This is a genomic window from Glutamicibacter sp. 2E12 (genome assembly GCF_050030965.1).
GTDB lineage: Bacteria > Actinomycetota > Actinomycetes > Actinomycetales > Micrococcaceae > Glutamicibacter.
On record NZ_CP188297.1, the window covers coordinates 60,819 to 87,199 of the forward strand.

At 63.4% G+C, this 26,381-nt stretch carries 27 protein-coding genes and 4 tRNA genes; 16 read left to right on the forward strand and 15 right to left on the reverse strand.

The window, feature by feature from the left end; genetic code table 11:
* Positions 1-3 precede the first annotated feature (3 nt).
* Together ACP3TE_RS00230 and ACP3TE_RS00235 are read right to left on the reverse strand one after the other, a co-directional pair.
* Positions 4-1,107, reverse strand: coding sequence for a polyprenyl synthetase family protein (locus ACP3TE_RS00230; RefSeq protein WP_426734754.1), 1,104 nt, complete (start codon positions 1,105-1,107; stop codon positions 4-6).
* A 12-nt stretch (positions 1,108-1,119) separates the two neighbouring features.
* Positions 1,120-1,608: a MarR family winged helix-turn-helix transcriptional regulator gene (locus tag ACP3TE_RS00235; RefSeq protein WP_426734756.1), complete on the reverse strand. Its 489-nt coding sequence runs from the start codon at positions 1,606-1,608 to the stop codon at positions 1,120-1,122.
* A gap of 114 nt (positions 1,609-1,722) precedes the next feature.
* On the opposite strand from ACP3TE_RS00235, the gene ACP3TE_RS00240 reads away from it, so the two are divergent.
* On the forward strand, positions 1,723-2,553 hold the full coding sequence (locus ACP3TE_RS00240; protein ID WP_426734758.1) for a tryptophan-rich sensory protein: 831 nt from the start codon (positions 1,723-1,725) through the stop codon (positions 2,551-2,553).
* Complete coding sequence (locus ACP3TE_RS00245) at positions 2,550-4,013, forward strand: SDR family oxidoreductase (protein WP_426734760.1); 1,464 nt, start codon at positions 2,550-2,552, stop codon at positions 4,011-4,013. Before ACP3TE_RS00240 ends, ACP3TE_RS00245 begins: the two co-directional genes overlap by 4 nt.
* Positions 4,014-4,033: 20 nt before the next feature.
* Here ACP3TE_RS00245 and ACP3TE_RS00250 read toward each other — a convergent pair whose 3' ends face one another.
* The 6 genes from ACP3TE_RS00250 to ACP3TE_RS00275 all read right to left on the reverse strand — a co-directional run bounded on the left by ACP3TE_RS00250 (position 4,034) and on the right by ACP3TE_RS00275 (position 6,220).
* Positions 4,034-4,594: a MarR family winged helix-turn-helix transcriptional regulator gene (locus ACP3TE_RS00250; RefSeq protein ID WP_105658071.1), complete on the reverse strand. Its 561-nt coding sequence runs from the start codon at positions 4,592-4,594 to the stop codon at positions 4,034-4,036.
* A 117-nt stretch (positions 4,595-4,711) separates the two neighbouring features.
* Positions 4,712-4,796: transfer RNA gene (locus ACP3TE_RS00255), tRNA-Leu, on the reverse strand.
* A 92-nt stretch (positions 4,797-4,888) separates the two neighbouring features.
* A complete protein-coding gene (gene bcp / locus ACP3TE_RS00260) occupies positions 4,889-5,380 on the reverse strand; it encodes a thioredoxin-dependent thiol peroxidase (protein WP_133834698.1) in 492 nt (163 codons plus the stop codon).
* A gap of 66 nt (positions 5,381-5,446) precedes the next feature.
* Positions 5,447-5,519 (reverse strand) — tRNA-Lys (locus ACP3TE_RS00265).
* A 506-nt stretch (positions 5,520-6,025) separates the two neighbouring features.
* A tRNA-Lys gene (locus ACP3TE_RS00270) sits at positions 6,026-6,098 on the reverse strand.
* Positions 6,099-6,147: 49 nt separating this feature from the next.
* Positions 6,148-6,220: transfer RNA gene (locus ACP3TE_RS00275), tRNA-Lys, on the reverse strand.
* Between the two features lie 173 nt (positions 6,221-6,393).
* Here ACP3TE_RS00275 and ACP3TE_RS00280 point away from each other — a divergent pair.
* From ACP3TE_RS00280 to ACP3TE_RS00290, 3 genes are all read left to right on the forward strand, one after another.
* Positions 6,394-7,326, forward strand: a complete 933-nt coding sequence (locus ACP3TE_RS00280) for a 2-hydroxyacid dehydrogenase (protein WP_426734763.1) — start codon at positions 6,394-6,396, stop codon at positions 7,324-7,326.
* 150 nt (positions 7,327-7,476) lie between these two features.
* Entirely contained in the window at positions 7,477-9,321 is a 1,845-nt protein-coding gene (locus ACP3TE_RS00285; protein WP_426734765.1) for an ABC transporter substrate-binding protein, read from the forward strand.
* Between the two features lie 72 nt (positions 9,322-9,393).
* On the forward strand, positions 9,394-10,887 hold the full coding sequence (locus ACP3TE_RS00290; RefSeq protein ID WP_332499058.1) for a malate:quinone oxidoreductase: 1,494 nt from the start codon (positions 9,394-9,396) through the stop codon (positions 10,885-10,887).
* A gap of 70 nt (positions 10,888-10,957) precedes the next feature.
* Here the strand turns inward: ACP3TE_RS00290 and ACP3TE_RS00295 are convergent, their stop codons facing one another.
* Positions 10,958-11,236 (reverse strand): hypothetical protein, encoded by a 279-nt coding sequence (locus ACP3TE_RS00295; protein ID WP_105661102.1) that lies wholly within the window; start codon positions 11,234-11,236, stop codon positions 10,958-10,960.
* Positions 11,237-11,487: 251 nt separating this feature from the next.
* Between ACP3TE_RS00295 and ACP3TE_RS00300 the strand changes: the two genes are divergently transcribed.
* Entirely contained in the window at positions 11,488-14,835 is a 3,348-nt protein-coding gene (locus ACP3TE_RS00300) for an efflux RND transporter permease subunit (RefSeq protein ID WP_426734767.1), read from the forward strand.
* A gap of 87 nt (positions 14,836-14,922) precedes the next feature.
* Here ACP3TE_RS00300 and ACP3TE_RS00305 read toward each other — a convergent pair whose 3' ends face one another.
* The 3 genes from ACP3TE_RS00305 to ACP3TE_RS00315 all read right to left on the reverse strand — a co-directional run bounded on the left by ACP3TE_RS00305 (position 14,923) and on the right by ACP3TE_RS00315 (position 16,747).
* The gene (locus ACP3TE_RS00305; RefSeq protein ID WP_426734769.1) at positions 14,923-15,561 is read right to left on the reverse strand and encodes a CueP family metal-binding protein; all 639 of its coding nucleotides are present in this window, start codon (positions 15,559-15,561) and stop codon (positions 14,923-14,925) included.
* Between the two features lie 34 nt (positions 15,562-15,595).
* On the reverse strand, positions 15,596-16,201 hold the full coding sequence (locus ACP3TE_RS00310; RefSeq protein ID WP_426734770.1) for a DUF305 domain-containing protein: 606 nt from the start codon (positions 16,199-16,201) through the stop codon (positions 15,596-15,598).
* Between the two features lie 93 nt (positions 16,202-16,294).
* Positions 16,295-16,747, reverse strand: a complete 453-nt coding sequence (locus tag ACP3TE_RS00315) for a hypothetical protein (RefSeq protein ID WP_426734772.1) — start codon at positions 16,745-16,747, stop codon at positions 16,295-16,297.
* 230 nt (positions 16,748-16,977) lie between these two features.
* On the opposite strand from ACP3TE_RS00315, the gene ACP3TE_RS00320 reads away from it, so the two are divergent.
* The 3 genes from ACP3TE_RS00320 to ACP3TE_RS00330 are packed head-to-tail and all read left to right on the forward strand — an operon-like array spanning position 16,978 to position 18,317.
* Positions 16,978-17,430 (forward strand): MarR family winged helix-turn-helix transcriptional regulator, encoded by a 453-nt coding sequence (locus tag ACP3TE_RS00320; RefSeq protein ID WP_426734774.1) that lies wholly within the window; start codon positions 16,978-16,980, stop codon positions 17,428-17,430.
* A 34-nt stretch (positions 17,431-17,464) separates the two neighbouring features.
* Positions 17,465-17,887 (forward strand): organic hydroperoxide resistance protein, encoded by a 423-nt coding sequence (locus ACP3TE_RS00325; RefSeq protein WP_105661097.1) that lies wholly within the window; start codon positions 17,465-17,467, stop codon positions 17,885-17,887.
* A complete protein-coding gene (locus tag ACP3TE_RS00330; protein ID WP_426734776.1) occupies positions 17,880-18,317 on the forward strand; it encodes a DoxX family protein in 438 nt (145 codons plus the stop codon). The genes ACP3TE_RS00325 and ACP3TE_RS00330 overlap by 8 nt, the downstream gene beginning before the upstream one ends.
* Positions 18,318-18,388: 71 nt before the next feature.
* Here ACP3TE_RS00330 and ACP3TE_RS00335 read toward each other — a convergent pair whose 3' ends face one another.
* Together ACP3TE_RS00335 and ACP3TE_RS00340 are read right to left on the reverse strand one after the other, a co-directional pair.
* On the reverse strand, positions 18,389-19,183 hold the full coding sequence (locus ACP3TE_RS00335) for a hypothetical protein (RefSeq protein ID WP_426734778.1): 795 nt from the start codon (positions 19,181-19,183) through the stop codon (positions 18,389-18,391).
* The gene (locus ACP3TE_RS00340; RefSeq protein WP_426734780.1) at positions 19,180-20,103 is read right to left on the reverse strand and encodes an ATP-binding cassette domain-containing protein; all 924 of its coding nucleotides are present in this window, start codon (positions 20,101-20,103) and stop codon (positions 19,180-19,182) included. The genes ACP3TE_RS00335 and ACP3TE_RS00340 overlap by 4 nt, the downstream gene beginning before the upstream one ends.
* A 139-nt stretch (positions 20,104-20,242) precedes the next feature.
* Here ACP3TE_RS00340 and ACP3TE_RS00345 point away from each other — a divergent pair, with 139 nt between their 5' ends.
* The gene (locus ACP3TE_RS00345) at positions 20,243-21,592 is read left to right on the forward strand and encodes a sensor histidine kinase (protein WP_426734781.1); all 1,350 of its coding nucleotides are present in this window, start codon (positions 20,243-20,245) and stop codon (positions 21,590-21,592) included.
* A 15-nt stretch (positions 21,593-21,607) separates the two neighbouring features.
* Entirely contained in the window at positions 21,608-22,285 is a 678-nt protein-coding gene (locus ACP3TE_RS00350) for a response regulator transcription factor (protein WP_332728518.1), read from the forward strand.
* Here the strand turns inward: ACP3TE_RS00350 and soxR are convergent.
* Complete coding sequence (gene soxR, locus ACP3TE_RS00355) at positions 22,266-22,775, reverse strand: redox-sensitive transcriptional activator SoxR (protein WP_332489009.1); 510 nt, start codon at positions 22,773-22,775, stop codon at positions 22,266-22,268. The genes ACP3TE_RS00350 and soxR overlap by 20 nt on opposite strands.
* Positions 22,776-22,862: 87 nt before the next feature.
* On the opposite strand from soxR, the gene ACP3TE_RS00360 reads away from it, so the two are divergent.
* The 5 genes from ACP3TE_RS00360 to ACP3TE_RS00380 all read left to right on the forward strand — a co-directional run bounded on the left by ACP3TE_RS00360 (position 22,863) and on the right by ACP3TE_RS00380 (position 26,381).
* Positions 22,863-23,096 (forward strand): hypothetical protein, encoded by a 234-nt coding sequence (locus ACP3TE_RS00360; RefSeq protein WP_133834713.1) that lies wholly within the window; start codon positions 22,863-22,865, stop codon positions 23,094-23,096.
* A 200-nt stretch (positions 23,097-23,296) separates the two neighbouring features.
* Positions 23,297-24,430 carry an LLM class flavin-dependent oxidoreductase gene (locus ACP3TE_RS00365; protein ID WP_105661548.1) on the forward strand — a complete coding sequence of 378 codons (1,134 nt, stop codon included), beginning with the start codon at positions 23,297-23,299 and terminating at the stop codon, positions 24,428-24,430.
* The gene (locus tag ACP3TE_RS00370; RefSeq protein ID WP_105658053.1) at positions 24,414-24,872 is read left to right on the forward strand and encodes a MarR family winged helix-turn-helix transcriptional regulator; all 459 of its coding nucleotides are present in this window, start codon (positions 24,414-24,416) and stop codon (positions 24,870-24,872) included. The genes ACP3TE_RS00365 and ACP3TE_RS00370 overlap by 17 nt, the downstream gene beginning before the upstream one ends.
* Positions 24,873-24,994: 122 nt before the next feature.
* Positions 24,995-25,678 carry a hypothetical protein gene (locus tag ACP3TE_RS00375; RefSeq protein WP_105661090.1) on the forward strand — a complete coding sequence of 228 codons (684 nt, stop codon included), beginning with the start codon at positions 24,995-24,997 and terminating at the stop codon, positions 25,676-25,678.
* 109 nt (positions 25,679-25,787) lie between these two features.
* Complete coding sequence (locus ACP3TE_RS00380) at positions 25,788-26,381, forward strand: dihydrofolate reductase family protein (RefSeq protein ID WP_133834714.1); 594 nt, start codon at positions 25,788-25,790, stop codon at positions 26,379-26,381.

The window sequence follows — 26,381 nt, forward strand, 5'->3', positions numbered from 1 at the left end:
CGTTCAGCTGCTTCGATCCAGGATCAGGCCAGTGCATTCGCGCAGCAGCGTCCGGGCTTCTTCGGGCAGGTCCAGGAAGGCCGCGGAGCCGGTGGCCCGCGAGCAGAGTTGCTTAGCCAGCTGCCGGGCGAAGCGCTCGGCCCCCTGCGCGGCCAGTTCCTGGCGGATCCGGCCGGCATCCACTGTTCCTTCGCGGAATCCGCCCAGCAGCTTGGCGAATTCGGGTTGCTCGCTGGCCAGGGCCAGCAAGATGGTGCTCTTGAATTCGCGCAAGTCCGATTCCACCGGCTTGCCGGTGCGTGCCGGGTCCCCGAAGGTGCCCAGCACATCATCGATGATCTGGTAGGCCACCCCGAGCTGGCAGCCGACCGCGCCGATGGCCTCGGCCTGGCCGGGGTGCGCCCCGGCCAGCAGCGCTCCGGCCTGCAGCGGCAACTGGAAGGAGTAGGCCGCGGTTTTCATCTGCTCCATGCGCAGCACCTGGCTGGTGGTGGCTGGAGCCGGGCCCAGCGAGTAGAGCAGGTCCTCGAGCTCTCCGGCCCCTGCCTGCTCGATGGCTTGGAAGAAGGCCTGCTGGACCCCGGCTTCGCTGTCGCTTCCGGCCGAGGCCCTGGCCGCAAGCTTGATCGCTTCGCTGATCAGCAGGTCCCCGGCGATGATGCCCACGGAATTGCCCGCATGCTCGGCATCGGCCCGGTTCCGGCCGCTAGCGATGGCGTGGTCGCGGTAGAGCGCCGAGATCGTCTTTTCCCCGCGGCGCACGAAGTCGCGGTCCACCACGTCGTCGTGGATCAGCAAGGCGGCGTGCAGTAGCTCGAAGGCGCAGCCCAGGTCGACGGCGCGGGCCTCATTGCGGCCGCCGAAGGCCCGGTAGCCGAGCATCACCAGCCCCGGGCGCATCAGCTTGCCGGTAGCCAGCCGTTCGGAGATCCGGGACCAGAGCAGCGCAGTCTGCGCGGAGTAGGCGGCGCTGCGGCGCTGGGCCTGCGTGGCCAGCAATTCCAGCCGATCGCTGATGGCGCGCCGGGTGGGTGCATCGATGAGCCCGCCTGAGGCTGGCGCGCCAGCCGCTTCGGCCGGCGGGGCCTGGTGTGTGGTGGTGTGCATTCTCATGGTTCCCTACTGAAAGGATGTGGTGGGGTTTGCTTGGTTCTCTTCGCTGGTCACGGTGTCCCGCGTCTCCAGCTCTCGCCGGGCGTCTTCGAGCAGCGCGCCCAGATTCCTGCGGGACGGCTCGTCCAGCTGCGCGTAGAACGTGTGCAGCTTGCGCAGCAGCACCTGCCCTGGCCCGGTGGACACCGGGAAATTGGGTCCCTGTGCCACCAGGGTGCGCCGCCGGTCCGCGGCATGGTGCCTTCTTTCAACCATCCCGCGGGCTTCGAGCCGGTCCAGGACCGAGGTGATTCCTGCCGATGACACTCCCAGTTCGCGGGCCAGTTCCCCGGAGCTGGGCGTTTGCATGGAACGCAGCAGGTTCACCGCACGCAAATCTGTATCGTTCAGGTCAAGGCTGTGGCGCAGGCGCGCTTCGCTCAGTGCATAGGACCGCTGGAGCTTGAGCAGCAACCGGAACACTTCCGAGGCAATCAGCGGACGTGAACAATCCATGATAACTTCTCTCGCCTAGTTGATATTTAGCTTTTCTAGATACATCATGGTTTAACTATCTCGTTTTGTCGACTCGAAGCGGGAAAAATTTTCAACCGACATCAGGAGCACACGATGAGCAGTTCCACGGATTCCCCGAATTTTCCCTACCGAGCCCCCGCGTCAGCCACATCCTGGGCACTGCCGGTGTTCACAGCGATTGCCCTGATCCTGGCCATTGCCGTTTCATTCATCGGAAGCGGGGCCCTGGGCGGAACTCCGGTCCAGCAGGCAGCCGGCGGCTATCTGGGCGCTGACTCGACGCTGCTGGCCCCCGCGGGTCCGGCCTTCTCCATCTGGAGCGTGATCTACGCCGGGCTGGCCGTCTACGGAATTTTCCAGCTCACCCCCGCCGGACGCCGCTCGGCCTGGGCCGCCAAGCTGCGTATTCCCGCGCTGCTTTCGGCATTGCTGAACGCCGCATGGATTACCGTGGTCCAGCTGGGCTGGCTGGGCGCCAGCGTCGCGGTGATCTTCATCCTCGTCGCGTGCCTGGCCTGGATGCTGACCATCATGGTGGCAGGCACCCCGGCCTCGCGCACCGAATACTGGATCATGTGGCTGACCTTCGGCATCTACCTGGGCTGGGTCTGCGTAGCCAGCATCGCCAACACCTCCGCATGGCTGCTCTCCCTGGGCTTTGGCCAGGACGCCTCCTGGGCACCAGGAGCGGCAGTGGCACTGCTGGTGGTCGCAGCGGCCATCGGACTGGGCACCACCGCCTACTCGGGCAGGATCTTCACCGCCTTGGCCATCGCCTGGGGCCTGGGCTGGATCGGCGTGAGCCGGCTGTCCGGAACCAACCAGTCCGAACTGGCCGGGTACGCCGCGCTGGGCTGCGCCGCGCTGCTCCTGCTCGGATCCATGGTTATCGCCTGGCGCAAGCGCGGTGTTCGAACTCCATGAGCCTGATAGCAGTGACCGGAGCAACCGGATATATCGGCGGACGGCTGGTGCCCCTGCTCTTGCGCAACGGGCACCAGGTCAGGGTTTTCACCCGTGACGCGCAGCGCCTGCGCGATACCCCATGGCGCGGCCAAGTCGAGATCGTCGAGGGCGACCTGCAAGATGAGCACGCAGTGGCCAAGCTCTGCAAGGACGCGGATCTGCTCTACTACCTGGTGCATTCGATGTCCGGGACCCGGGATTTCGCGGCTCAGGAAAAAGCGTGCGCGCAGGTCATGGCGCAGGCCGTACGCGAACAGGAGGTCAGCCAACTGGTCTACCTTTCCGGGTTGCATCCGGCAGGCGAACTCAGCGAGCATCTGGCTTCGCGCGTGGCCGTGGGGCAGATCCTGTCAGCGGCCACCAGCACCCTGGTGCTCCAGGCGGGCCTGGTGATCGGCTCCGGCTCGGCCAGTTTCGAAATGGTCAGGCACCTGAGCGATGTGCTGCCGGTGATGCCGGCCCCGCGCTGGGTACTGAACCAGGTCCAGCCCATCGCCATCCGCGACACCTTGCACTACCTGGCGGCCTGCGCCGAGCTGGCGCAGCCCGCGCAGGGAACCTATGACATCGGCGGCCCCGGCACCTACAGCTACGCGCAGCTGATGAAGATCTACGCCCAGGTGGCCGGCCTGCGCGAACCGAAAGTCTGGCCGTTGCCGCTGCTCACCCCGCGGCTGGCTTCGCACTGGGTGAATCTGGTGACGCCGCTGCCGCACACCCTGGCTTCCGCGCTGGTGCAGTCGCTGCAGCATGATTGCGTCATGGGCTCGCGGGACATCGATAAGCTGATTGCCCCGCCGGCCCAGGGCTTGTGCGATTATCCGCGAGCGGTGCAGCTGGCACTGGAGAAGATGGATGCCGACGCGGTGCAAACCAGTTGGGCTACCGCCCAGCCGATTTCGGCACCCGCCGAACCGCTGCCCTCTGATCCGGATTGGTCAGGGCGCAAGGCCTACACCGACATCCGCCGCATCAGCACCACGGCAACCGAGGCGCAGCTCTTCAGCGTGCTGCATCGGCTCGGCGGGGAATCACCGTATTTCGCCTTCCCCGCCCTGTGGAAGCTGCGCGGCTTGATGGACAAACTGGCAGGCGGCGTGGGGTCGCGGCGCGGACGCCGCTCGCACAGCACGCTGGCACTAGGAGATGTGGTGGATTGGTGGCGCGTGGAAGCCCTGGAGGAAAACAGCTTGCTGCGCTTGCGCGCGGAGATGCGTGCACCGGGCCAGGCATGGCTGGATTACCGGATCGACAAGCGAGCTGACGGGCGCAGCGAACTGATCCAGCGAGCGGTGTTCTTCCCGCGGGGCTTGGCCGGACGCTGCTACTGGTGGGCGGTATACCCGTTCCATGGGGCCATTTTCCCGGCCACCATCAAGAACATTGTGCGCGATGCGGAAAAGCAGGCGGCTGGCTGAGGATCCAGCACGTCCCGGTACTAGTCCGCTTCGCCGGCAGTCGTTGAATCGAGGCTGCTTTCCAAGGCATCGGAGGTCCCGGCAAGGAACCGGATCACTACGTCCCGCTCCTCGGGGCTCATCGCGTTGGCCACTTCGAATCTCTTGGCATGGTGCCGCCCCACTTGCTCCCGTGCTGCCAGGTGGGTTTCCTCGGTGACCTCGACGCATTGCGAACGCCGGTCGGTTGGATGCCTGGTGCGCCGCACATGGCCGTGGGCTTCCAAGCGGTCAATCATCTTGGTGACCGATGCGCTGGAAATTCCCAGATACTGGCTCAGCGCACCCGGGGTGACGGATTGGCCCGCATGCTTGGCGGAGATCATCTTGCGGATCGCCCGCATGTCGGTTTCGTTCAGTTTCATGAACTGCTGGGAGCTGCGCATGATGCGGCGTTCGATCTGGCGCATCCGGCCCATTTCAGCCATGATGCGGTCGATTTGCTCCAGATTGGCAGGGGCTATGCCCGCCCGCTTGATCAGGTCCTGGCCAGGATCGGATTCAGAAAGCCCATACATGGTGGGCAGTTCCTTGGCTGCCATGGTGCCCCTCCTCCTCGGATCGCGGCCGCTTGCCTTATTTGGATCATACGCTTGGTCAACCGCTGCGGATGCATGCAAAAACCCTGCGGCCGATGGAATCAGACCGCAGGGTTCAGTTGGTGCGAGTAGAGAGACTTGAACTCTCACGTCCGAAGACACTGGAACCTAAATCCAGCGCGTCTACCAATTCCGCCATACTCGCTAGCGCTACACCGGAAACACTGTTTCCTCGAAGGCGACCTCATTTAGTGTAGCGGAAGTTCTGCCTGATATGAAATCAGCCAAACAAGGGGTCTACTTGGGATCAATGCCCAAGTCACGGCGCAACTTGGCTACATGGCCGGTGGCGCGAACGTTGTACTGCGCCAGCGCGATTTTGCCCTCTTCATCGAGCACGATTGTGGAGCGGATCAGGCCCTCGTAGACCTTGCCGTAGTTCTTCTTTTCTCCCCAGGCGCCGTAGGCTTCAGCTACTGCGTGGTCCTCGTCGGAGAGCAGCGGGAAGTTCAGTTCTTCCTTGGCGACAAATTTTTCCAGCTTGGCGGTCTTGTCCGGGGAAATGCCCAGAACTGCGTACCCCAGGGACTGCAAGGATTCGAGCGAATCACGGAAATCGCAGGCCTGCTTCGTGCAGCCCGGGGTGGATGCGGCTGGGTAGAAGTACACGATGGTCTTCTTGCCGCGGTAATCGGCCAAGGCAACAGACTTGCCAGCAGCGTCCTGCAAGGTGAAATCAGGGGCCTGGTCACCGATGGACAGACGGTTCGTCTTTTCGGAAGTACTCATGAGCTGATCCTCTTTTCTTTGCGGTATACAAAAAATCCGACCTGACGAATCAGATCGGATCTACTGTGCGCCCTCCGGGACTCGAACCCGGAACCTAATGATTAAGAGTCATTTGCTCTACCAATTGAGCTAAAAGCGCTTCCTCGCTCTGACTAGTTCTTTTTCAGAACTCGTCTTTGCGACGTAGACAATCATAGGCAGAAATGATGCAAAAGCAAAAATCGGCCAGTACCCGACCTGAGAACATAAAAGTCCAAGTCAGATTCATAATATCACATTTGTCCGGCTTGAAAGTAATCTAAAACACACATAGTTTTCCGATCCGGACCTCACTATCCACCGGCGGGGCAAATCCGGGATTTGCCACTCGCGGCCAGCACTCCCGCTCGGCTCCGGTCCGCACAGCACTCCGGGCGCACCTGCAGCAATGATTTCCACGAAACCGCAATGCGGCGTCGCCCGAAGGACCAGCCGCCAGCCGGTCAATTTCCCGCCAGTGGCCTCGAATCCTTTCCCCGATCCCCTCCCGGCTCCGGCGCGGGCCAGCCTACCGGCGACCACAGGCCAAAGTGGTTCCGTGTCAAGCGCTAGCTGGTCCACCGGGACAAACAAAAAAGGCCAGACCGAAGCCTGACCTTTGTTTTGTGCGCCCTCCGGGACTCGAACCCGGAACCTAATGATTAAGAGTCATTTGCTCTACCAATTGAGCTAAAAGCGCGTATTTATTTATGAAAACAAGTTGTCTGGTGAACCGAACAAATTGTTCGTGCGCCCCCCGGGACTTGAACCCGGAACCTAATGATTAAGAGTCATTTGCTCTGCCAATTGAGCTAGAGGCGCCCGCTGCGATGTTCTAGAAGCTTTTCGGGCTTCGCGCTTTCGCAACGAGATAAAACTTTACCAGCAATTTCCCTCAGCGCAAATTCGGGGGCCAGTATTCTGCGGTGACCTTCATTACAGGACATGACTAGGGGTTACTACCAAAGCGCGGATGGGGTTTGTACAGTGTTTCCATGAGCACCCAACGAACGATTTCATTCCCGACACAAGATCTGATTGATGCGGTTGGTCCGATCCCGGAAAACCTCAAAGCTGTGCTCTGGGACCTGGAGAGCACCCCCGGAACTGCGCTGGAAGAAATCGACATTGCCATCCTTCCCTATATGTCGAATCCCCAGACGCTGAAGAACATCCGCAAGGCACCGAACGTCAAGATCGTCCAGACCCAGACCACCGGCTTCGACGGAATGGTTGACCTGATTGGCGATCGCGCAAATATCAATACCGCGGCCGGCGTCCACGCGGCGGCTACCGCCGAGATGGCCATCGGCCTGGCCATCGCATCCCTGCGCGGCTACCCGCACGCGGTCCGAGACCAGCAACAAGGCCGATGGAATCCCCAGCAGTGGCCCGGCTTGGCTGATCGGACGGTGGCATTGGTTGGCGTGGGCGGCATCGGCGAAGAGATCCGCAAGCGCCTGGAGCCCTTCGAGGTCAATCTCATGCGCTTCGGCTCCACGGCCCGCACCGATGAGCATGGCGAGGTCTTCGCAACTTCGGATCTCGCAGCGCGCGCGGCGGAGATCGAAGTGCTGATCCTGATCGTGCCGCTCAACGATTCCACCCATCATCTGGTTGACGCTGATCTGCTGGCTAAGCTTCCCGACGGTGCAACCGTGGTCAACGTCGCGCGCGGCCCGGTGGTGGATACCGAGGCAATCGTGGCAGAAGTCGCTTCGGGCCGCTTGAATATGGCATCGGATGTATTCGATCCAGAACCCCTGCCGGCCGATCACCCATTGTGGCAGCACCCCAATGCCTTGGTCGTTCCCCACAACGGCGGCAACACCAAGGCGTTCTTCCCGCGCATGGTGAAGTTGCTCAAGAAGCAGGTGCAGGCCTGGGCCGCGGGCAACGACGGCGAGAACCTCGTGCACCGCAGCTAACAATTTAGCGACAGTTGACGGCTCCGGGAGTTTTGGCTCCCGGAGCCGTGGCCGTGGTGCGCTATCTTTGATAAATACCTTTGCGCACATTTACTTGCTTGTTCCCTGCGCGAAGCAGTACCGCCTGCCATAGGAAGATGAGTCATCCCAGTGCCCGAATTGCCATTGAAACTCGTATCACGACGCGCATTGCTGACCGGTACATTGGCGACTACCGCACTGGCACTGACCGCCTGCACCGGAAATTCGGGGCCCGCGTCCTCCGCTTCGCCCACAGCCTCGGCCAGTGCACCGCGCATTCCCCGGACCCTGCGCCTGGCAGCAGCCGCTCCCCCGGTCAAGCTCGATCCGGCCATCGTGGCGGATAACGAATCCTTCCGGATCACCCGCCAGGTGTACGAGACGCTGGTCGATATCGATCCCGATACCGGTGGCGCGGTAGCCGGCCTGGCCGAATCCTGGACCGAAAGCCCTGATGGCTTGCGCTACACCTTCACCCTGCGCGAAGGCGTGCTCTTCCACGACGGCACCGAATTGACAGCAGAAGCAGTTGTCGCCAACTTCAACCGCTGGGAAAGCTTGTCCCCGCAGCTGCGCGCTTCATCCAGCCAGGGCTTTGCCAATGTTTTCCACTTCGACAGCGATATCCCCAAGCTTCCAACCGCCAAGGAACTCGAAGAAGAGTTCAAGAGCGCTGCCGACGCCAGCGAAGAGGAACTGGCCACCCAGCAGCTACGCACCAAGCAGCTTGAAGAGCTGACCAAGAAGTTCGACACCAAGCTCTTCGAAGGGAAGTCCGCAGCCGGTTCCGCAAGCTATTTCGAATCCGTCAAGGCAACCGGCAAGTACCTGGTCGCCTTGAACCTGCGCCGCCGGCTGCCAGGGCTGATCGAAGCGCTGACCCTGCCGGGCATGGCCATTGCCGCGCCCAGCGCGTTGACCGGCGGCCCCGGGCAGAACCCGGCCGAGTCGCTCTCCACCCACCCGGTAGGTACCGGGCCATACACTTTTGTTTCCCATGAGGACAATGTGGTGCGCCTGGAGATCTTCAAGGACTATTGGAATCAACCGCGGCTATCCAATAACACCGCGCATCCCGAGGTTGCGCTGATCTCAGCTGTTCCTTCGCCCTACAACCGCGAAGGCGCACTGCTGGCCGATGAAATCGACGGCTTCGACATGGTCTCGGTGGACATCATGCGCACCCTGGTGCGCAATGCCAAGGTGGTTGTCCAGCGCGATCCCTTCTCCGTGCTCTACCTCGGCATGAACCAGCGCAATAAGTGGCTGGCCAAGCCGGAGTTCCGCATGGCCATTGCGCACGCGGTCAACCGCAGCTCGCTGGCTGAGAAGCTGTTCCTGCAAGGGTCCAAGCACGCTTCGACCCTCTTGCCCTCTGCCTTGAGCATTCCGGCACCGGAAGATACGCCGAACCACGATGCGTCGAAGGCCAAGACCTTGCTGGCCGAGTTGGGTTACAAGGGCGAACAGATCGAGTTCGCCTACCCGCTGCAGGTTTCGCGCAACTACCTTCCGCTGCCTGAACGCACTTTCGCGCAGATCGCCGAGGACCTCGCCGCAGTGGGGATCCGCATCAAGCCGCGCCCGATTGCATGGACCGACGGCTACGTGCAGACCGTGCAGTCCAAGGACTTCGAGGGACTGCACCTGCTGGGCTTCTCCGGCGGCTACCGTTCGGCAGACGACTTCCTGTCCGGCATTTTGGCGGCCAAGGAGAATGAGTTCGGATACACCTCGGCGTTACTTGACTCACAGATCATGCTGTCCCGTTCCATCCCTTCCGGAGAGGAACGGACCGCCGCCTATGCCGATATCCTCAAGACCCTGAACGCGGATCTGCCCGCGCTCCCACTGGTCTTTCCGATCTCTGCGCTGGCGTTTAACGGCAACGTCACCTTCTATCCTCCCTCGCCGATGCTCAACGAGTGCTACGCGGATGTGCAGATGGCAAACTCGCCGTCTATCTCAAGTTAGTGACCGTTAACCCAGTTAACGATTTCTAACCCCCGGGGATATAGGTCTACTCTGGGAGAGAGCAAAGTATCACTGTCGATGGAGATCCTCGTGCCTTCTGAAACGTCAACCGAATCTTTTGACGTAGTACTAATCGGTGCCGGCATCATGAGTGCCACCCTTGGCACCATGATCAACCAGCTGGAACCAACCTGGTCCATTGGTCTTTTCGAGAACCTGGACAAGGCCGGGCAGGAATCCTCCTCCCCTTGGAACAACGCAGGTACCGGCCACTCGGCACTGTGCGAACTGAACTACACCGCTGCCAAGGCTGACGGATCGGTCGATCCGGCCAAGGCCATTGGCATCAACGAGCAGTTCCAGGTTTCCCGCCAGTTCTACTCGTGGGCCGTCGAGAACAACCGCGTTGCCGACAACAGCTTCATCAGCGCCCTGCCGCATATGTCCTTCGTCATCGGCGAGGACCACTCCAAGTACCTGCAGACCCGCTACGAGGCACTGAAGCCCAATGCGTTGTTCGAGGAACTGGAAATCACCAACGACCTGGACACCATCAACCAGTGGACCCCGCTGGTGGCCAAGGGCCGCGATGCCTCGCAGAAGGTTGCCGCATCCCGCGTTGTCTCCGGTACCGATGTCGACTTCGGCCGCCTGACCCGCGACCTGACCGACTCGCTGGGCGCCGCTGGCGCCTCGGTGAACTACGGCCACAAGGTCAAGGGCATCAAGCGTTCGGGCGCCGGCTGGGAATTGAGCGTCAAGGACAACGCTTCGGGCGCAGTCAAGAACGTCAAGGCCAAGTTCGTGTTCGTCGGTGCCGGCGGTGGCGCACTGCCACTGCTGCAGAAGGCTGGCATCGACGAGATCAAGGGCTTCGGCGGCTTCCCGGTCTCCGGGCAGTTCCTGCGCTGCACCGATGAGACCGTCATCAACCAGCACCACGCCAAGGTCTACGGCCAGGCTTCGGTGGGCGCTCCTCCCATGTCGGTACCGCACCTGGATACCCGCTTTGTCGACGGCAAGCGCTCGCTGATGTTCGGCCCCTACGCCGGCTTCTCGATGAACTTCCTGAAGTCCACCGGCCAGCTGGATCTCCCGTTGTCCCTGCGTCCGCACAACATCATCCCGATGCTGGCTGTAGGCAAGGACAACCTGGATCTGACCACTTACCTGATCAAGGAAGTTCTCAAGTCCCGCTCCAAGAAGGACGAGGCGCTGGCCGAGTACTTCCCGGATGCAGATGGTTCCAAGTGGGAGCTGATCACCGCTGGCCAGCGCGTGCAGGTCATCAAGAAGGATGCCAAGAAGGGCGGCGTGCTGCAGTTCGGCACCGAGGTCATCACCTCCTCGGACGGCTCGATCTCCGGCCTGCTCGGCGCTTCGCCAGGCGCTTCGACCGCTACCCCGATCATGGTCGGGCTGCTGTCGCGCTGCTTCCCCAAGCAGTTCGCAGGCTGGGAGTCGAAGCTCAAGGACATGATTCCTTCCTACGGCCAGAAGCTGAACGAGAACCCAGCACTCTACGCTGAGGTCAAGGCAGCCACCGACAAGTCCCTGGGACTGTAGGCACCAAGCACAACGAGAACCGCCCACCAGCATTGGTGGGCGGTTCTCGCGTATCCGGGCACTGGTCGGGCTATGGCCGGTCCAGCGGCTCGCCGTAGGGGTAGTCCACCCAAGCACCAGCGCCAAGGTCGGGGCAATGGCGTTCGGCGCCGTGGCGCGTGCACGAGGCGTCAGCGGGATACCGGTGCCCTTGCAGCAATTTATCGGCCTCGGCCCAGCCCAGGCCGGAGACTTCCCGCCCGTCGGCGTAGCGCAGGGCATAGCTGAAATAGCGGTAGCGGATCCTGATCAGCCGCCGGATCCCTTGCTGTGCGGTGGCTTGCACCGCAATCGGCATCTGCAGACTCATGTCCCCAGTATTCCATGCGGCCACCAGCCGCCGCCTTCCCTTAAGAATCGGGCAGGCGCTCCAGCACCACTGCGCGCGCCGCGGCATCGGCAGCATTGGCACGTGCGGGCGGGGCTGCCCCAGGCCGCTTCGGGGTAATCCATTGGGATGATTTTGCGTGCTTTACATCTCCCGGTGACTGTTGAGCAATGGCAACCAACTAAAGTTGAGATCAGCCCTTCCCACTGCGACACAGCTAGGACCACACCCGCATGCAGCGCTTGGCCATCTTGTCATTGAAAAACCGGGCGCTCATTGCGCTCATCACGGTTTTCGCCGCCGTCTTCGGCGTGATTTCCATGGGATCGCTCAAGCAGGAGCTGATCCCCGCCCTGGAATTCCCCCAGATCTCGGTCATGGCAACCCAAATGGGCTCCAGCCCCGAGGTGATCGACGAGCAGGTGGCCGAGCCGCTGGAAACCGCTTTGCAGGCAGTTGAGGGCCTGGAATCCTCCACCGCTACCTCGCAGACCGGCTTCACCCGCATCTCGCTGACCTTCGAATACGGCACGGACATGGATCGTGCCCGGACCCAGGTGGAACGGGCCATTGCCAATTCCAAGGCCCAGCTTCCCGAGGATGTCGAGCCCACCGCCTTCGCCGGCTCCATCGCGGACTTCCCGGTCCTGGCCCTGGCCGTCTCCTCGGACCAGTCACTGGAAGCGCTCAACGACGACGTGGAGCGCCTGACCCTGCCCAAGCTGCAGAAGATCGAGGGGGTCCGCGAGGCCTCGGTCTCCGGTGGCGCCTCCCAGCACATTGCGGTGATCCCGAAAGACGACCAGATGCGCGATGCCGGCTTGGCCGTCACGGATCTGAAGGACGGCATCGAGAACGCCGGCTCCCCCATGCCCATTGGCAACATGGACGTCGATGGCCTGGAACTGCCGGTCATCGCCGGCTCCACCCCGGACAGCTTGGAGGCCATCAAGGATATCCCGCTGGTCACCGATGGCGGTCCGGTGCTGCTCAAGGACGTCGCCGAGGTCTCGGTCAAGGCCGATGAGGCCACCAGCATTACCCGCACCAACGGCGAGGAGACCCTATCCATCCAGGTCACCAAGACTCCCGATGGCGATACGGTAGCCATTTCGCACGCGGTCACCGCAATGCTTGCCAACCTGGAGTCAGAGCTGGGCCACAAGGCCACCTTGACCACGATCTTCGACCAGGCGCCCTTCATCGAAGACTCGATCAAGCACCTGGCGCTGGAAGGCGCCCTGGGCCTGGGCTTCGCGGTGATCATCATCTTGGTGTTCCTGTTCTCGGTACGCTCCACCCTGGTCACCGCGATCTCCATTCCGCTGTCCCTGATGGCCACCTTCATCGGGATGAATGCCTTCGGATACACGCTGAACATGCTCACCTTGGGCGCCTTGACCATTTCCATTGGCCGCGTGGTGGATGACTCGATTGTGGTGATCGAGAACATCAAGCGCCACCTGTCCCATGGCGAATCCAAGGCGCAGTCGATCCTGCTGGCGGTCAAGGAAGTGGCCGGCGCCATTACCGCGGCGACCCTGACCACCGTGGCGGTCTTCTTGCCGATCGCCCTGGTGGGCGGCATGGCCGGCGAACTGTTCAGCCCGTTCGCGCTGACCATGACCATCGCACTGCTGGCGTCGCTGCTGGTATCGCTGACCATTGTTCCGGTACTGGCGTACTGGTTCCTGCCGCACCGCCCGGGCAGCGGCGAAACCCATACCGTGCATGTGGCCGAAGACAAGTCGTGGTTGCAGCGTGCCTACATTCCGGTGCTGGAGGGGACCCAGAAGCACCCGGTCATCACCTTGCTGGCCTCGGTGCTGGTCCTTGCCGGCACCGTGGCCATGACCCCGCTGCTGAACACCAATCTGCTGGGTTCCACCGGCGAGAACTCCATTTCCATCACCGCCAAGATGCCTTCGGGCACCTCCATGGAAACCACCGAAAAGCAAGCGGCAAAGATCGAGACAGGGCTCGCTGATATCGAGGGAATCGAAGATGTCCAGCTGACCGTGGGCACCGCCAGCGGCATGGCTGCCATGTTCTCCTCCGGCTCGGATACCGCAAGCTTCACCGTGATCACCGATGCCGATGCCGACCAGGAAGCGCTGACGAACACGGTTCGCGAGCAGGTGGAAGGCCTGGACCTGGCCGAGGACCTGGACCTGAGCTTCGGCTCGAACTCCTCGGCCATGATGTCCAGCGATGTCACCATCGAGATCAAGGCCCCGGACGAGGGGATCCTGCGCGAGGCGACCTCCATGATGCGCGAAGCACTGGAAGGTACCGCGAACGTCACCGAAATCTCCGATAACCTCTCTGCCGAACGCGAGCAGGTGTCCATCGATATCGATGCGCAGAAGGCTGCCGAGGCGGGATTGACCGAGACCCAGCTCGCTGGCATGGTCGCTTCGCAGGTCTCCCCTGTTCCGGCAGGCACCTTGCGCCTGGACTACACCGACATGACGGTGCAGATCGGCGAGGGGATGGATCTGGACAGCCTGGCGAAGCTGCGCGAGCTGCAGATCCCTACCGCCGCCGGCATCAGGGAACTGCAGGATCTGGCCACCGTTGAGCGTGCCAAGGTGGTCCAGCAGGTCACCACCTCCAACGGCGAGCGTATCGCTACGGTCACCCTGGCTCCGGTGGAGAACATGCTCGGAGAGGTGTCCAAGGACGTCGCCACGAGCCTGGACTCGGTGCAGCTGCCCGAGGGCGCTACCGCGGAGATCGGTGGCGCCGCAACCGAGCAGGCCGAGTCCTTCAACCAGCTGTACCTGGCACTGCTGGCGGCCATCGCGATTGTCTACGTGATCATGGTGGCCACCTTCAAGTCGCTGATCCAGCCGCTGATCCTGCTGGTCTCGATTCCCTTCGCGGCGACCGGCGCTATCGGCCTGCTGCTGATCTCGGGGATCCCGCTGGGCTTGCCTTCGCTGATCGGCATGCTGATGCTGGTGGGCATCGTGGTGACCAACGCGATTGTGCTGATCGACCTGATCAACCAGTACCGCCAGGACAGCGCCGAGCGTCCGGCCATGTCCCTGGAGGATGCCATCATGCACGGCGCCCGCCAGCGCCTGCGCCCGATCCTGATGACCGCCCTGGCTACCATCTTCGCGCTGGTGCCGATGGGCCTGGGCCTGACCGGCCAGTCCGGATTCATCTCCCAGCCGCTGGCCGTGGTGGTGATCGGCGGCCTGGTCTCGTCCACCGTGCTCACCTTGATCCTGGTGCCGGTGCTCTACCGCTTGGTCGAGTCCCGCAAGGAGAAGAACGCCAAGGCCCGCCGCGCGCGCAAGCATTCGGCGCAGCAGCATACCGCTGCCCAGGACCTGTCCCGGGCTATGGATAGCGCCAGCGCCAAGATCGTTCCGGGCGCCGCGCCAGAAGCCGCGGCCACGGAGGCCTCGAAGACCGCAGATGCCGGGAAGAGCCCCGCGGCTGCCCCCGCGCCGGCCGAAGCCGCTGGCCAGGTCGTCAACCCGTTGACCGGCCAGATCCCGGTCTCGCGCAAGGAACGCCGGGCCTTCGAAGAGCTGATGAAGCAGGCACCGCCCAAGCCCAACGACTAGGCTTTGGCGACGCCATGACTCGGGCCTGCAACCACCTTCGTGGTTGCAGGCCCGAGTCCGTTTGCGCGCTGTCCGCGGCCGCTGGCCCTAGACCAGCCGCAGCTCCGTCAGGCAGGTTGCGCTGGACTGCCCGGCGGTGGACACCGTGGTCTTGGCGCTCTTCCCCTGGTAGGTGAATTCAAGGTCCACCGTGATTCCCCGCGGAACCCAGAGGCCGATGAATCCGTTGTCGAAGGTTTCCATGCCCTGGTCCACCAGCACCTCCCCGGTCTCGGCGTTCACGGCCTTGACCCCCATCTCCTTGCCTTGCAACTGCCCAAGGCAGGTGGTGAGGCTATGGAAATGGCAGCTGTGCGTCTGGTCCACATAGGGCGCGGCCGAAAGATAGTACTGGCCTTCCGGCAGCGGCAGGTTCGCGGTGCGTCCCGACGCATCGGCCAGCACTAGCTGCGTTGGCTGCACCATGGCGGTGAAGTTCTCCGGCCGCTGCTCCTGCGGCAAGCGATCGAGCCGGTCGATGGCCGCCTTGGCGTCGAGTCCTTCCAGTCCCAGCTCGGCGAGGAACTGACCGGTGTCCTCGGCCGCAACCACCGTTGGCTCGGGCTGCGCGACGGGTGCCGCAGCGGTGCTGCATCCGGCCAGCATGGCCAGCGCGAGCAGCGAACCGGCGCCCCTGGCCGCAATGCGGGCACGGTAGCTCTTGCCGCCGGCAAATATTCCAGACATGGCCACTCCCAACCTTCCTGTCTCCAATTCCGGGCTACAGCGTCTCAAGCAGCTGCTTCATCTCATTGATTTCCCTGGTCTGGGAATCAACGATCTGCTGGGCCAGGTCGAGGGCCGCCGGGTAGCTTCCCTCGCTGATCTCGGTCTTGGACATCTCCACGGCGCCTTCGTGGTGCATGATCATCTGCTCGAGAAAGAGCCGGGCAGCGTCGGAGCCGGTCGCGTCTTCCAGCGCCTTGATCCCCTCTTCCGGGACCATCCCGTCGCCGTGGTCCATGCTCCCGTGATCCATCCCGCCGGACATATTCCACTCGGAAAGCCAGCGGTCCATGCGTTCGATCTCCGGGGCTTGCGCAGCCTGGATCCTTTCGGCCAGGGATGCCACCTCGGCGGGAATCCCGGATTTGCCCAGCAGGATGCCGGACATCTCGATCGCCTGTTCGTGGTGCAACTTCATGCCCGCGGCGAAGGCCATATCGGCGTCGTTGGCCGACGCGGACTGGTCCATGGAATGCCCGGAATGCGAACCGGAGGCCGAGGCGCTGGGCGCCTCGGTGCTTGCTGGTTCCCCTGCGCATCCGGCGAGGGCGAGCGTTGCACCCAGTACGAGGGCGCTGGAAATGAGGGTCTGCTTGTTCATGGTGATTCTCCTGGTGGATCTGGAACGTGAGCGGCGCCCGCCTGCGGCGGCGCCGGAACTAGCTGGAGGCCAGTGCATCGACCGGCCAAGTTCTCACGTTCGGCAGATCCCCAACGCAACCAGATCGGGTTTATCCGGTGCGATCCCCCGCAGTTCCGGTGCCGCGCACAGGGTCCGCGGGAACACCGTCCGGAGAACGGCTACGGTCTGCGGCGGCCGCAGGAACAGCAGCATGGCCAGCAGCGCCAAGACGCAACCGGTGGCGGCCATCTCATGGCCCATCGGGCAGTCGGTGCAGCCCTGCTCTCCGCCGCCTGCATCGGCTGGCGGAGCCTGGTGCGCGGGCAGGGTGTGAGCCGGATGCGCCTGCGCGACCGGGGCCGGGACCGTGGCCGTGGCCAGGGATTGCGCCGAGGCTCCATGATGCATCACATGCATCGAGAACAAGCCGAAAAGCACCGCGCTGATCAGCAGCAGCGAGCGGACTACCGCCAGGCGGGGGCAGGTGCGCCCTCCGGCCTTCGCCAGGTAGTTGCCGATACTCATGGCTCCCAGCTTAGCGACGCCAACGCAAGGGCGCGAAACATGACCCCATCAGCCGGCGGGACAAGATCCCTGCCGGTGCTCCGACCCGTCGCTGTCCCCCGATTCCAGTGCCGGTCCGGCTCCAATTCCAAATCCGATTCCAAGCCCCGTCCTGCGCTCCGCGCAGCGCCGTGCCTGGAGAATCAATAATATAAGTTGCGCACAATTGAATTGCGTGCAATCATTATTCCATGGCAATAGTTGACGACATGGTGTGCTTCTCCCTCTACTCGGCCAGCCGGGCCACCACCCGCGCATATACCGAGCTGCTCGCCCCCTGGCAGCTGACCTACACCCAGTACCTGGTGCTTGTCGCACTGTGGTCCGAAGACGATAAGCCGGTGCGCGAAATCGGCGAGATGCTCCAGCTGGACTCCGGGACCCTGTCCCCGCTGCTGCGCCGGCTGGAACAAAAGGACTTCATCGAACGCCAACGCGATGACCAGGACAGCCGCGTCGTCAACGTCCGCCTGACCCCCGCTGGCGTATCCCTGCGCAAGGAACTGGCGCATATCCCGGCGCAGATTGCCTGCGGCACCGGGTTGTCGGATATGGAAAGCGCCAAAGCGCTGCTGGCATCCCTGCACCGCATCACCGCCTCCATGCAGCAAATCCCCGCTCCGGACCAAGCCTCCGGACAATAGCTACCAGATTTCCCCCTCATCGAAAGGCAGTTTCATGGAAACCCTGTACACCGCTGAATCCCTGTCCACCGGCCAAGGCCGCGAAGGCCGCGTCCAGACCCCGGACGGCAAGCTCGATCTGGCCCTGGCCTCCCCGGCAGAACTGGGCGGTTCGGGAGCCGGCACCAACCCGGAACAGCTGTTCGCCGCTGGCTACGCCGCCTGCTTCCACTCGGCATTGAATATGGTGGCGCGTGGCCGCAAGGTCAAGATCGAGGACTCCAGCGTCGGAGGCCGAGTCCACCTGAACCGCGAGGGAGAGAACGGGTTCAAGCTCTCGGTTGAGCTGGAAGTCATCATTCCCGGCATGGAACCTGCGCTGGCCCAGGAACTGGCTGACGCGGCCCACCAGGTCTGCCCCTACTCCAATGCCACCCGCGGCAACATCGATGTCCTGGTCAGCGTCAGCGATGACTAGGTCTCCCGCGGCGAAACCCCTGGGAATCGCCCGGCACGGCGCACGGAGTGCGCTCGGGGCATTCCTGGTCTTCGCCGGGGTCAGCCACCTGAGCTTTGCCCGCGAGGAATTTCGCGCGCAGGTCCCTGACTTCGTCCCGCTGGATCCGGACCTGACGGTCATCCTTTCCGGTGTCGCCGAAATCGGCCTGGGACTTTCCTTGCTGGCGCTGCTCAAGAAGCGGGTCGCCGTGGGCTGGATCGCCGCGCTCTTCTTCGTGGCGGTGTTCCCCGGCAATCTCGCCCAGTGGCAGGAGGGACGCGACGCGTTCGGCCTGGACACCGACGGGAAACGGCTTGCCCGGCTCTTCTTCCAACCAGCGCTGGTAGCGCTTGCACTGTGGAGCACCGCCGCATGGCGAGACCGGGCCCAGCTTCGGTCCAAGGCCTAGCAACTTCAGCCACGTGCGCACAGCGGGGTATCGGGCATCACGCCCGATACCCCGCTGTGCGCTGCCTGCGGCTAGGCGTCGCGCCGCTTCAGCGAAACATATCCGGCTCCGGGCAGGGCCACGGCCCAGCCTGCCAGCACCAGCAGCGCCACCGTCGGCCCATAGGGTTCGGTGGCGCCGGTGGCCATGAACGTCGCCGCATTGCTGGGCAGGTAGTCGGCCACCGTCTGCACCCATGAGAAGGGAATCAGCTGCAGGATCTGCGGCAGCCCGGTCACCAGCATGATCGCCGAGACGATTGCCCCGGCCGAGTTCCGGCACAGCAGCCCGAGCCCGAGCACCATCAAGCTCAGCAGCGCCAGGTAGGTTCCGGCGCCCAGGCAGGCCGAAACCAGGTCGGAGACGGCGAATGCCCCGTACGGCCCCGCGCTGAGCGCTGCCGGAATGGTGCCCACGCCGATCATGGCCACTCCGGCAGCGAAACCGAGCCCGGAGAGCAGCAGCGACTTCGCTGCCAGCAGCAGCCCGCGGCGCGGTACCGCTTGCAAGGAGGTGGTGATGGTGCCGCTGGAGTACTCGCTGGTGATGTGCAGGGCCGCGGCGGCAGCGAAAAACAGCTGGCCGAATTGCAGGGTTGCGAAAACCATCAGCGGGGCGGGCATCGCCGTGTCGAAGCCATTGTCCCCGCTGGCTTTCGCACTGGCACCCAGCAGCCACCCCAGGGCGATGGACAGCGTGATTCCCGAGCCATAAAGCCAGAGCAGCGACCGCAGCCCGAAGAATTTAGCGGCCTCGGCGCGCGCCGCCGCCAGCAGCTCTGCGCCCAGGTATCCGGATGCGGACCCTTTGATCTGCAGCGTGCTCATTTGCTTCCCGCTCCCCTAGCTGATTCGGCGGAGTACTCCACCATGCCATGCGTCAATTGGTTGTAGGCGTTTTCCAGCGATCCGTGGGCAACGCTCAGTTCATGCAGCTCGATGCCATGGGCGAAGGCCAGCCCACCGACATTTTCCAGCGGCAGGCCGATGACCTCCAGCCGGTCCTCGCCAGCGTTCAGCTCGATGCCCGGTCGCTGCAGGAGTCCGGCGAGCGCCGCGAGCTGCGGCGAGCGCACCGTAATGACCTGCTGGGTGAATTGCCTGATCAGCTCCCTGGTGGGGGCTTGGGCGATCAGCTCTCCACGGCCGATCAGGATCAGCTGGTCCGCGACCTGCTGCACCTCGCTCATCAGGTGGCTGGAGACGAAGACGGTCCCGCCGCGATCCGCCCGGGTTCGCAGCAGCTGCCTGATCCAGACGATCCCTTCGGCATCCAGCCCGTTCATCGGCTCGTCCAGGACCAGGATCTCGGGGTCGCCCAGCAGCGCTGCGGCGATGCCCAGGCGCTGGCGCATGCCCAGCGAGAATCCGCCGATCCGCTGGGTGCCCACGGACTGCAGCCCGACGTCGGCCAGCACCTCATCCACCCGGGTTGCCGGGATCCGGTTGCTTTGCGCCAGGGATGCGAGGAAGGTGCGCGGGGTGTGCCCCGGGTGCCCCGCCGTGCCGCAGATGTGCGCTCCGAGAACCTGCAGCGGGTAGCGCAGCTGCGCGTAGGGAACCGAATTGACCAGTGCCCGCCCGCTGCTGGGCGCGTCCAGTCCGAGGATCATCCGCATGGTGGTCGATTTGCCGGCCCCGTTGGGTCCGAGGAATCCGGTCACCTGCCCGGGTTCTATGGTGGCGGTCAGCGCATTGACGGCGCGGGTGGCGCCGAAGTCCTTGCTCAGCGCTTCAAGTGCGATCATGGTGTGCTCCTTTGGTTCTGCGCTCAACCCTAGGATTCGCCCGGGCTGCCGCGCACCGGCTGGAAGTCGGCCATCGCGCGGCCCCAACCCCTACCTTGGTCGGTGTCTGGCTGCGCCGATTCTGCGTAGCATGTTCTCCATGACTACCTCGTGGAAGCAGCCGGTCCTGTTGCTGTTGCTGGCTCTGTGCGCCTATCTGGTTCCCATCTCCACGAACGGGGCCTGGGTTGTGCTCGCTCCCCTGGCCGCGGCTTGCAGCTACCTGGCCGGACGGCATGTGTCCGCGCTGGCCCATGGATTGCTGGCCCTCGGGGCAGGAACGCTGGCCTCCGGGGTGACGCTGGCATGGTCCTCGCACCTGAGCCTGCTGGCCTTCGCACTGAATATCCTTACCGGTCTGGTGCTTTTCGCGTTGCTGCCCTGGTGGGCGGGCCGGGCGCGGCGCAATGCCGTGCTGTTCCGCAGCCAGGAGCGCCGGCATGTGGTGGTGCAAGCCGAGCTGCGGGAAAGGGCGCGCATTGCCGAAGCCATGCATGACCAGCTGGGCCACGATCTGGCGCTGCTGGCGCTGTCCACCGGCGGGCTGCAGGTGTCCTTGGAAAAGGGCACGCCGGCCTACGAACAGGCTAAGCGGATCCGCGAGCAGGCCGATGAGTCCATCGAGCATCTGCACCAGATCATCGGGGTGCTGCACGAGGACGGCGAACAAGCGCCGCTGGGCCCGGCAGGTTCATCGCTGGAGCAGCTGGTCGAACAGGCCCGGGCCAAGGGCATGAAGATCAATTTCTCCCGGAAGGGCCCCTCGCTCCAGGCCCCCGGATCCATCCGGTGGGCCGCGGTGCTGCGCCAGGTGGCCCAGGAGGCGTTGACCAATGCGGCGAAGTACGCGCCGCACGCCGAGGTGGACCTCGAGCTCGATACGCGCTCGGAGCAGGCGGTGCTGAGCATTTCCAATCCGCTGCATGGCCCCCTGCCTCCCAGCCGGGTTGGGGCCACCGGGATAGCTTCGCTGCGCGGCACCCTCGAAGCTGCCGGAGGCTCGCTGGCGGTGCACCGCACCAAGGAGCGTTTCGAACTGCGCGCTTCCATTGCCCAGGCATTCCCGTACCCGGCGCCTGCCGGGGTGCAGCCGCCGGTGAAGCGCACGAGCACCTCGATGCTGGTGCTGATGCCGGTCCTCGCCGTCACGGTGATTGCCGCGGCCCTGCTGCTGTTGCAGCATGCCACCTACCAGGCCACCGCCCTGCACCCCTCGGACTTCCAGAAGCTCTCGGTGGGCATGGACGCACGGCAAGTTGCTTCGCTGGTCCACGCCCCGGGCCTGGATGAGCCGCTTCCCGTGATCGACGAGCCGGCACCGCCAGGGGATGCGCAGTGCCGCTACTATGCGGCCCGGACCGGGCTGCTGGATCTGGGCAGCGAGATGTTCCGCCTGTGCTTCGCCGATAACGTACTGGTTTCCACCGACCACCTCTACCCCGCCGGCTAGCCAAAGGAACTGCAGATGAGCATGGATACCCCCGTCAGCGTCCTGCTGGTGGATGACGATGCGCTGATCCGCGCCGGGCTGCGCGCGATCCTGTCCAGCGACCCGGGCATCTTCATTGCCGGGGAAGCGGAGAACGGGGTGCGCGCCATCGAACTGGCCGCGCGCTTGGACCCCTCGGTGATCCTGATGGATATCCGCATGCCGCAGCTCGACGGACTGGGAGCCATGGAAGCAATCCTGGGCCAGGCTCCGGAAACCAAGGTGCTGGTCCTGACCACCTTCGGCGAGGAAGAATACATCGACCAGGCCATGTCCGGCGGAGCCTGCGGATTCATGCTCAAGAGCTCGGGACCCGAGGAACTGCTCGGCGCCATCCATGCGGTGGCCGAAGGCGCCGCGGCGCTCTCCCCGCGCATTGCCCGGAGGGTGATCGACAAGGTGCGCGGGATCGACACCGCCGCGCAGTCCCGGGCCCGGTCCCTGGTCCACGGCTTGACCGTGCGCGAACGCGAAGTCCTTGCGCTGGTGGGCCAGAGCCTGTCCAATGCGGAGATTGCCGCCCGGCTGGTGCTCACCGAGGCGACAGTCAAGGGGCATATGACCGCGATCCTGCTCAAGCTCGGGGCGCGCAACCGCGTGGAGGCCGCCCTGATTGCCTATCAGGGCGGAATCGTCACTCCACGGCGCCGGTAAACCCGTGGCTGGAGTTCGCATCGAGTTTGCGGATCCAGCGAGAGCCTTCGCCTTCCGCGGCGGCCTCATCTCCGGGGTTGACCAGCGAGCAATTCTTGATCGACAGGCATCCGCAGCCGATGCATCCATCCAGCGAATCCCGCAGCGATTCGAGCTGGAGCATGCGGCGATCGATGATCTGCTTCCAATGCGTGCTGAGCTGTTCCCATTCACTCTGCCGCGGCGCCCGGTCTTCGGGCAGCTCGCCCAACGTGCCGGCGATTTCAGCCAGGGTCAGGCCCACGCGCTGGCCAGCAGCGATAATCGCCAGCCTGCGCAGCGTGTGCTTGGGGAACACGCGCATGTTCCCGTTGGTCCGCGTGGAGAAAATCAGGTTCCGCGACTCGTAGTACCTGATCGCGGCCACTGATACTCCCGCGCGCCGAGCGAGATCCCCGATGCCTAATTGGCTTTTCCTTGTTGGAACTGCGGAGTGGCTGGAGGATGTCATATGAGGAATTATTCAGGTCCGGCCGCTTGACCTCAAGTTAGCTGGAGCCTGTTGGCTGTCGTATGAACTTCTACGAAAGGCCAACTCATGACCGCAACCCAGATTCCGCCATGCACCATCCTGTTCGCTCGCATCCAGGAGCAGCAGTCCGGTACGGATACCGGATCCGCGCTGACTGCGCGCCAGCTGCGACGGGCTTTGCGCCAGTTGCGCAAGCACAGGCGCAATTGCCGGTGCGTGCCAGGGCAGCCCTCTTTGGAACCGGCCCACGAGCAAGGCAACTTGTTCTGGGGTGCAGGTTTCATCCCCACCCGCCGTTGACTCATTGCTCATTGACTTATTGCCCATTGACTCATTGCACGTTGCCGGCAGTGTGACGGGCACCCGCCGGACGGTGCACCCCAGGAAGGGACATCTCCGAGGAGCCCGGGAATATTTGACGCATCAACTTGTTATTACATGCATACGCATATAAATTGGTGGCAGGACATAACGCTTGCACCAGGAAAACAGGAGTGGACATGCAATTCGGAGTATTCTCAGTCAGCGACATCACCCGCGACCCGACTACCGGCCGCATCCCTACCGAAAAAGAGCGCATCGACGCATCGGTGGCGATCGCCAAGAAGGTCGAAGAAATCGGCATGGACGTCTACGCCATCGGCGAGCACCACAACCGCCCGTTCTTCTCCTCCTCCCCTACCACCACACTGGCCTACATTGCCGCCCAGACCGAGCGCATCATCCTTTCCACCACGACCACGCTGATCACCACCAATGACCCGGTGAAGATCGCCGAGGACTTCGCCATGCTCCAGCACCTGGCAGATGGACGAGTGGACCTGGTTCTGGGCCGCGGCAACACCGGGCCGGTCTACCCATGGTTCGGCAAGAACATGCAGGACTCGGTCAACCTGACCGTGGAGAACTACCACCTGCTGCGCCGCCTGTGGGATGAGGACGTGGTGAACTGGGAAGGCAAGTTCCGCACCCCGCTGCAGAACTTCACCTCGACCCCGCGCCCGCTCGATGACGTGGCACCATTCGTCTGGCACGGATCAATCCGCACCCCGCAGGTAGCAGAAATCGCCGCCTACTACGGTGACGGCTTCTTCGCCAACAACATCTTCTGGCCAAAGGAGCACTACCAGCAGCTGATCAACCTGTACCGCGAGCGCTACGAGCACTATGGGCACGGACGCGCCGACCAGGCCGTGGTTGGCCTGGGCGGCCAGTTCTACATGGCCAAGGATTCCCAGCAGGCAGTCAAGGAATTCCGCCCGTACTTCGATAACGCCCCGGTCTACGGCCATGGCCCGTCGTTGGAAGACTTCACCTCCCAGACCCCGCTGACCGTTGGCTCCCCGCAGCAGGTGCTGGAGAAGACGCTGTCCTTCCAGGAGTACTTCGGCAGCTACCAGCGACAGCTGTTCCTCATCGACCATGCCGGCCTGCCGCTGAAGACCGTGCTGAACCAGCTGGACCTGTTCGGCGAGTACGTACTGCCTGAACTGCGCAAGGAAATGGATTCCCGGGCACCGAAGGACCTTACCCCGGCTCCTACCCATGCGGGATTGGTTGCTGCTCGCGACGCTAAACTGGAAGCTGAGCAAGCAAACACCAAGGAGCCTGTAGCAAGTGACCGGGACCAGTAATCCAGCAGCCTCATTGAAGGTCGCCACCGATGCCTGGGAGGCTCTTTTCCGGGCACAGGTGGCGGTCATGCGCCAGATCACCGCAATGCCGGAGTTCGGCAAGCTGTCCATGCGCGAGTACGACGTGCTGTTCAACTTGCGCACCTGCCCCGGCGGCAAAAGCCGGATGGTAGACCTGAACAAGCAGTTGCTGATTTCGCAGCCCAGCCTCAGCCGCATGGTCACCCGATTGGAAGACCAGGGGCTGGTAGTTCGCGAGGCCGACCCGGATGACCACCGTGCCATGCAGCTCTCGCTGACCGAGGCAGGCCGCAAGCTCCAGCAGGAAATCGGAAGGGAGCACGTCAAGCATCTGCACAATTTGCTGGGCACCGCACTGACCGAAGAAGAATTCCATGAGTTGGAACGCTTGAGCACCAAACTGCGTGAAGCGGTGCAGTAGCTTTTGCCCCAGCCCGGAAGGACATGCCATAGGCAGCTCCTTCCGGGCTCCCGGGCATTCCATGGGATTAAATTGATTCAGCATCAACTGTTCAATCACGGCGCACAGAAGGCAGAACACTCTTGAAGGACGAAAAGCTATTCAGCTTGGAAGAAGCTGCCAGCACCCTTGGCGTAGAAACCAAGGAGTTGCGCAGCTATCTGCGCCAGCATCGTCCCAAGGGCGCCATCCAGAAGCCGCCTCAGCCAGGTGGCAACTGGCATGTCTCCGCCGCTTTGCAGACCCAACTTCAGTTCGCCGGCGCGCCGGGGCTGGAAATTTCCCTCACGCCCATTGACGACCAGGTCATTGAATCCCTGGACTGGTCGCCGTGGGACTCCTTTGAAGCCACCGCCGACTCGGCGCCAGTGGCCCCGGGCGTCTACATGTTCCGCCGCGCGGGCGCCTCGGACCATGAGCCAATCTACGTGGGCCAGGCTGGTGAACGCAGCGGCAAGGGACTTCGCGGAAGACTGAAGATCTATTCCAGCGGCCAGGGCGCGACCTCCGGCATGGGCAAGTACGCTTTTGACGAAGGACTAGCGGATCCCCAGTGGCTGCGGGACCTGGCAATCGAGGCGGACCGCGGTGAATCCCGCTCAATCCAGCAAGTGGCACGCCTGGCCATTGACCGCTTGAATCTTGAAGGCCGGTGGGTCACCTGCATCCACCGCAAGGCGGCCCTGCTCCTGGAAGCAGCGCTGATCCGGAAATACCACTTGTCGCTGTGGAATGTTGCCGGTGCGCCAAAAGACGTGGAGAGCTAGGCGTCTGGGTGCATTGTCCCGAACCTGGGCTTGATTCTGCCTCCGGGCAGGTTCATTGTAGGAGTAGCCACTCTCCCGCCGGCATGTAGGTTGAATCGAGGCATTTGCCATGGGCTCGGTAGTTTGCGATGTCACCGTCTCCCTGGACGGATTCTGCGCTGGACCCAATCAGAGCATGGATAATCCGCTGGGCGAGGGAGCCGAAGCCCTGCACCGCTGGCAGTTTGAGCGCCTCGACGAGAACCAGGCGGAAATTTCCGCTATTACCGAAGCCTCGGCTTTCATCATGGGGAGCAAGATGTTCGGCCCTCCAGCCGGTGAGGAAGACGCCGACTGGATCGGGTGGTGGGGAGAGACCCCTCCGTACCATGCCCCGGTCTTCGTGCTCAGCCACCATCCGAAGCCGATGCTCTGCCTGGAGGGCGGGACCAGCTTCCAATTCGTCCCCGATGGGATCGAGGAAGCCCTCGCCGAAGCCCAGGAAGCGGCGGGAGAGAATCCAGTGGCCATCGCCGGTGGAGCAAACACCATTGTGCAGTTCTTGCGAGCCGGCCTCATTGACGAGCTGCGGCTGCATATCGCGCCCATCCGCCTCGGGCATGGCGAACCGATCAGCGTTGAAGATATAGAAACGCATATGGACCGCGTGTCGCGGCGCGAAACGACGCTTGCCACGCACGTCTACTACCAGCGCCGCCGCTAG

Bases quoted from the DNA above. Each gene is read 5' to 3' on its own strand.
- ACP3TE_RS00305 (WP_426734769.1), bottom strand. From the start codon at position 15,561: ATGTCTGGAATATTTGCCGGCGGCAAGAGCTACCGTGCCCGCATTGCG.
- ACP3TE_RS00295 (WP_105661102.1), bottom strand. From the start codon at position 11,236: ATGAGTCTGCAGATGCCGATTGCGGTGCAAGCCACCGCACAGCAAGGG.
- ACP3TE_RS00360 (WP_133834713.1), top strand. From the start codon at position 22,863: ATGACCGCAACCCAGATTCCGCCATGCACCATCCTGTTCGCTCGCATC.
- ACP3TE_RS00300 (WP_426734767.1), top strand. From the start codon at position 11,488: ATGCAGCGCTTGGCCATCTTGTCATTGAAAAACCGGGCGCTCATTGCG.
- ACP3TE_RS00350 (WP_332728518.1), top strand. From the start codon at position 21,608: ATGAGCATGGATACCCCCGTCAGCGTCCTGCTGGTGGATGACGATGCG.
- ACP3TE_RS00340 (WP_426734780.1), bottom strand. From the start codon at position 20,103: ATGATCGCACTTGAAGCGCTGAGCAAGGACTTCGGCGCCACCCGCGCC.
- ACP3TE_RS00235 (WP_426734756.1), bottom strand. From the start codon at position 1,608: ATGGATTGTTCACGTCCGCTGATTGCCTCGGAAGTGTTCCGGTTGCTG.
- ACP3TE_RS00250 (WP_105658071.1), bottom strand. From the start codon at position 4,594: ATGGCAGCCAAGGAACTGCCCACCATGTATGGGCTTTCTGAATCCGAT.
- ACP3TE_RS00315 (WP_426734772.1), bottom strand. From the start codon at position 16,747: ATGAGTATCGGCAACTACCTGGCGAAGGCCGGAGGGCGCACCTGCCCC.
- ACP3TE_RS00245 (WP_426734760.1), top strand. From the start codon at position 2,550: ATGAGCCTGATAGCAGTGACCGGAGCAACCGGATATATCGGCGGACGG.
- ACP3TE_RS00345 (WP_426734781.1), top strand. From the start codon at position 20,243: ATGACTACCTCGTGGAAGCAGCCGGTCCTGTTGCTGTTGCTGGCTCTG.
- ACP3TE_RS00325 (WP_105661097.1), top strand. From the start codon at position 17,465: ATGGAAACCCTGTACACCGCTGAATCCCTGTCCACCGGCCAAGGCCGC.
- soxR (WP_332489009.1), bottom strand. From the start codon at position 22,775: ATGACATCCTCCAGCCACTCCGCAGTTCCAACAAGGAAAAGCCAATTA.
- ACP3TE_RS00310 (WP_426734770.1), bottom strand. From the start codon at position 16,201: ATGAACAAGCAGACCCTCATTTCCAGCGCCCTCGTACTGGGTGCAACG.
- ACP3TE_RS00240 (WP_426734758.1), top strand. From the start codon at position 1,723: ATGAGCAGTTCCACGGATTCCCCGAATTTTCCCTACCGAGCCCCCGCG.
- ACP3TE_RS00330 (WP_426734776.1), top strand. From the start codon at position 17,880: ATGACTAGGTCTCCCGCGGCGAAACCCCTGGGAATCGCCCGGCACGGC.
- ACP3TE_RS00380 (WP_133834714.1), top strand. From the start codon at position 25,788: ATGGGCTCGGTAGTTTGCGATGTCACCGTCTCCCTGGACGGATTCTGC.
- ACP3TE_RS00320 (WP_426734774.1), top strand. From the start codon at position 16,978: ATGGCAATAGTTGACGACATGGTGTGCTTCTCCCTCTACTCGGCCAGC.
- ACP3TE_RS00230 (WP_426734754.1), bottom strand. From the start codon at position 1,107: ATGCACACCACCACACACCAGGCCCCGCCGGCCGAAGCGGCTGGCGCG.
- bcp (WP_133834698.1), bottom strand. From the start codon at position 5,380: ATGAGTACTTCCGAAAAGACGAACCGTCTGTCCATCGGTGACCAGGCC.
- ACP3TE_RS00335 (WP_426734778.1), bottom strand. From the start codon at position 19,183: ATGAGCACGCTGCAGATCAAAGGGTCCGCATCCGGATACCTGGGCGCA.
- ACP3TE_RS00365 (WP_105661548.1), top strand. From the start codon at position 23,297: ATGCAATTCGGAGTATTCTCAGTCAGCGACATCACCCGCGACCCGACT.
- ACP3TE_RS00280 (WP_426734763.1), top strand. From the start codon at position 6,394: ATGAGCACCCAACGAACGATTTCATTCCCGACACAAGATCTGATTGAT.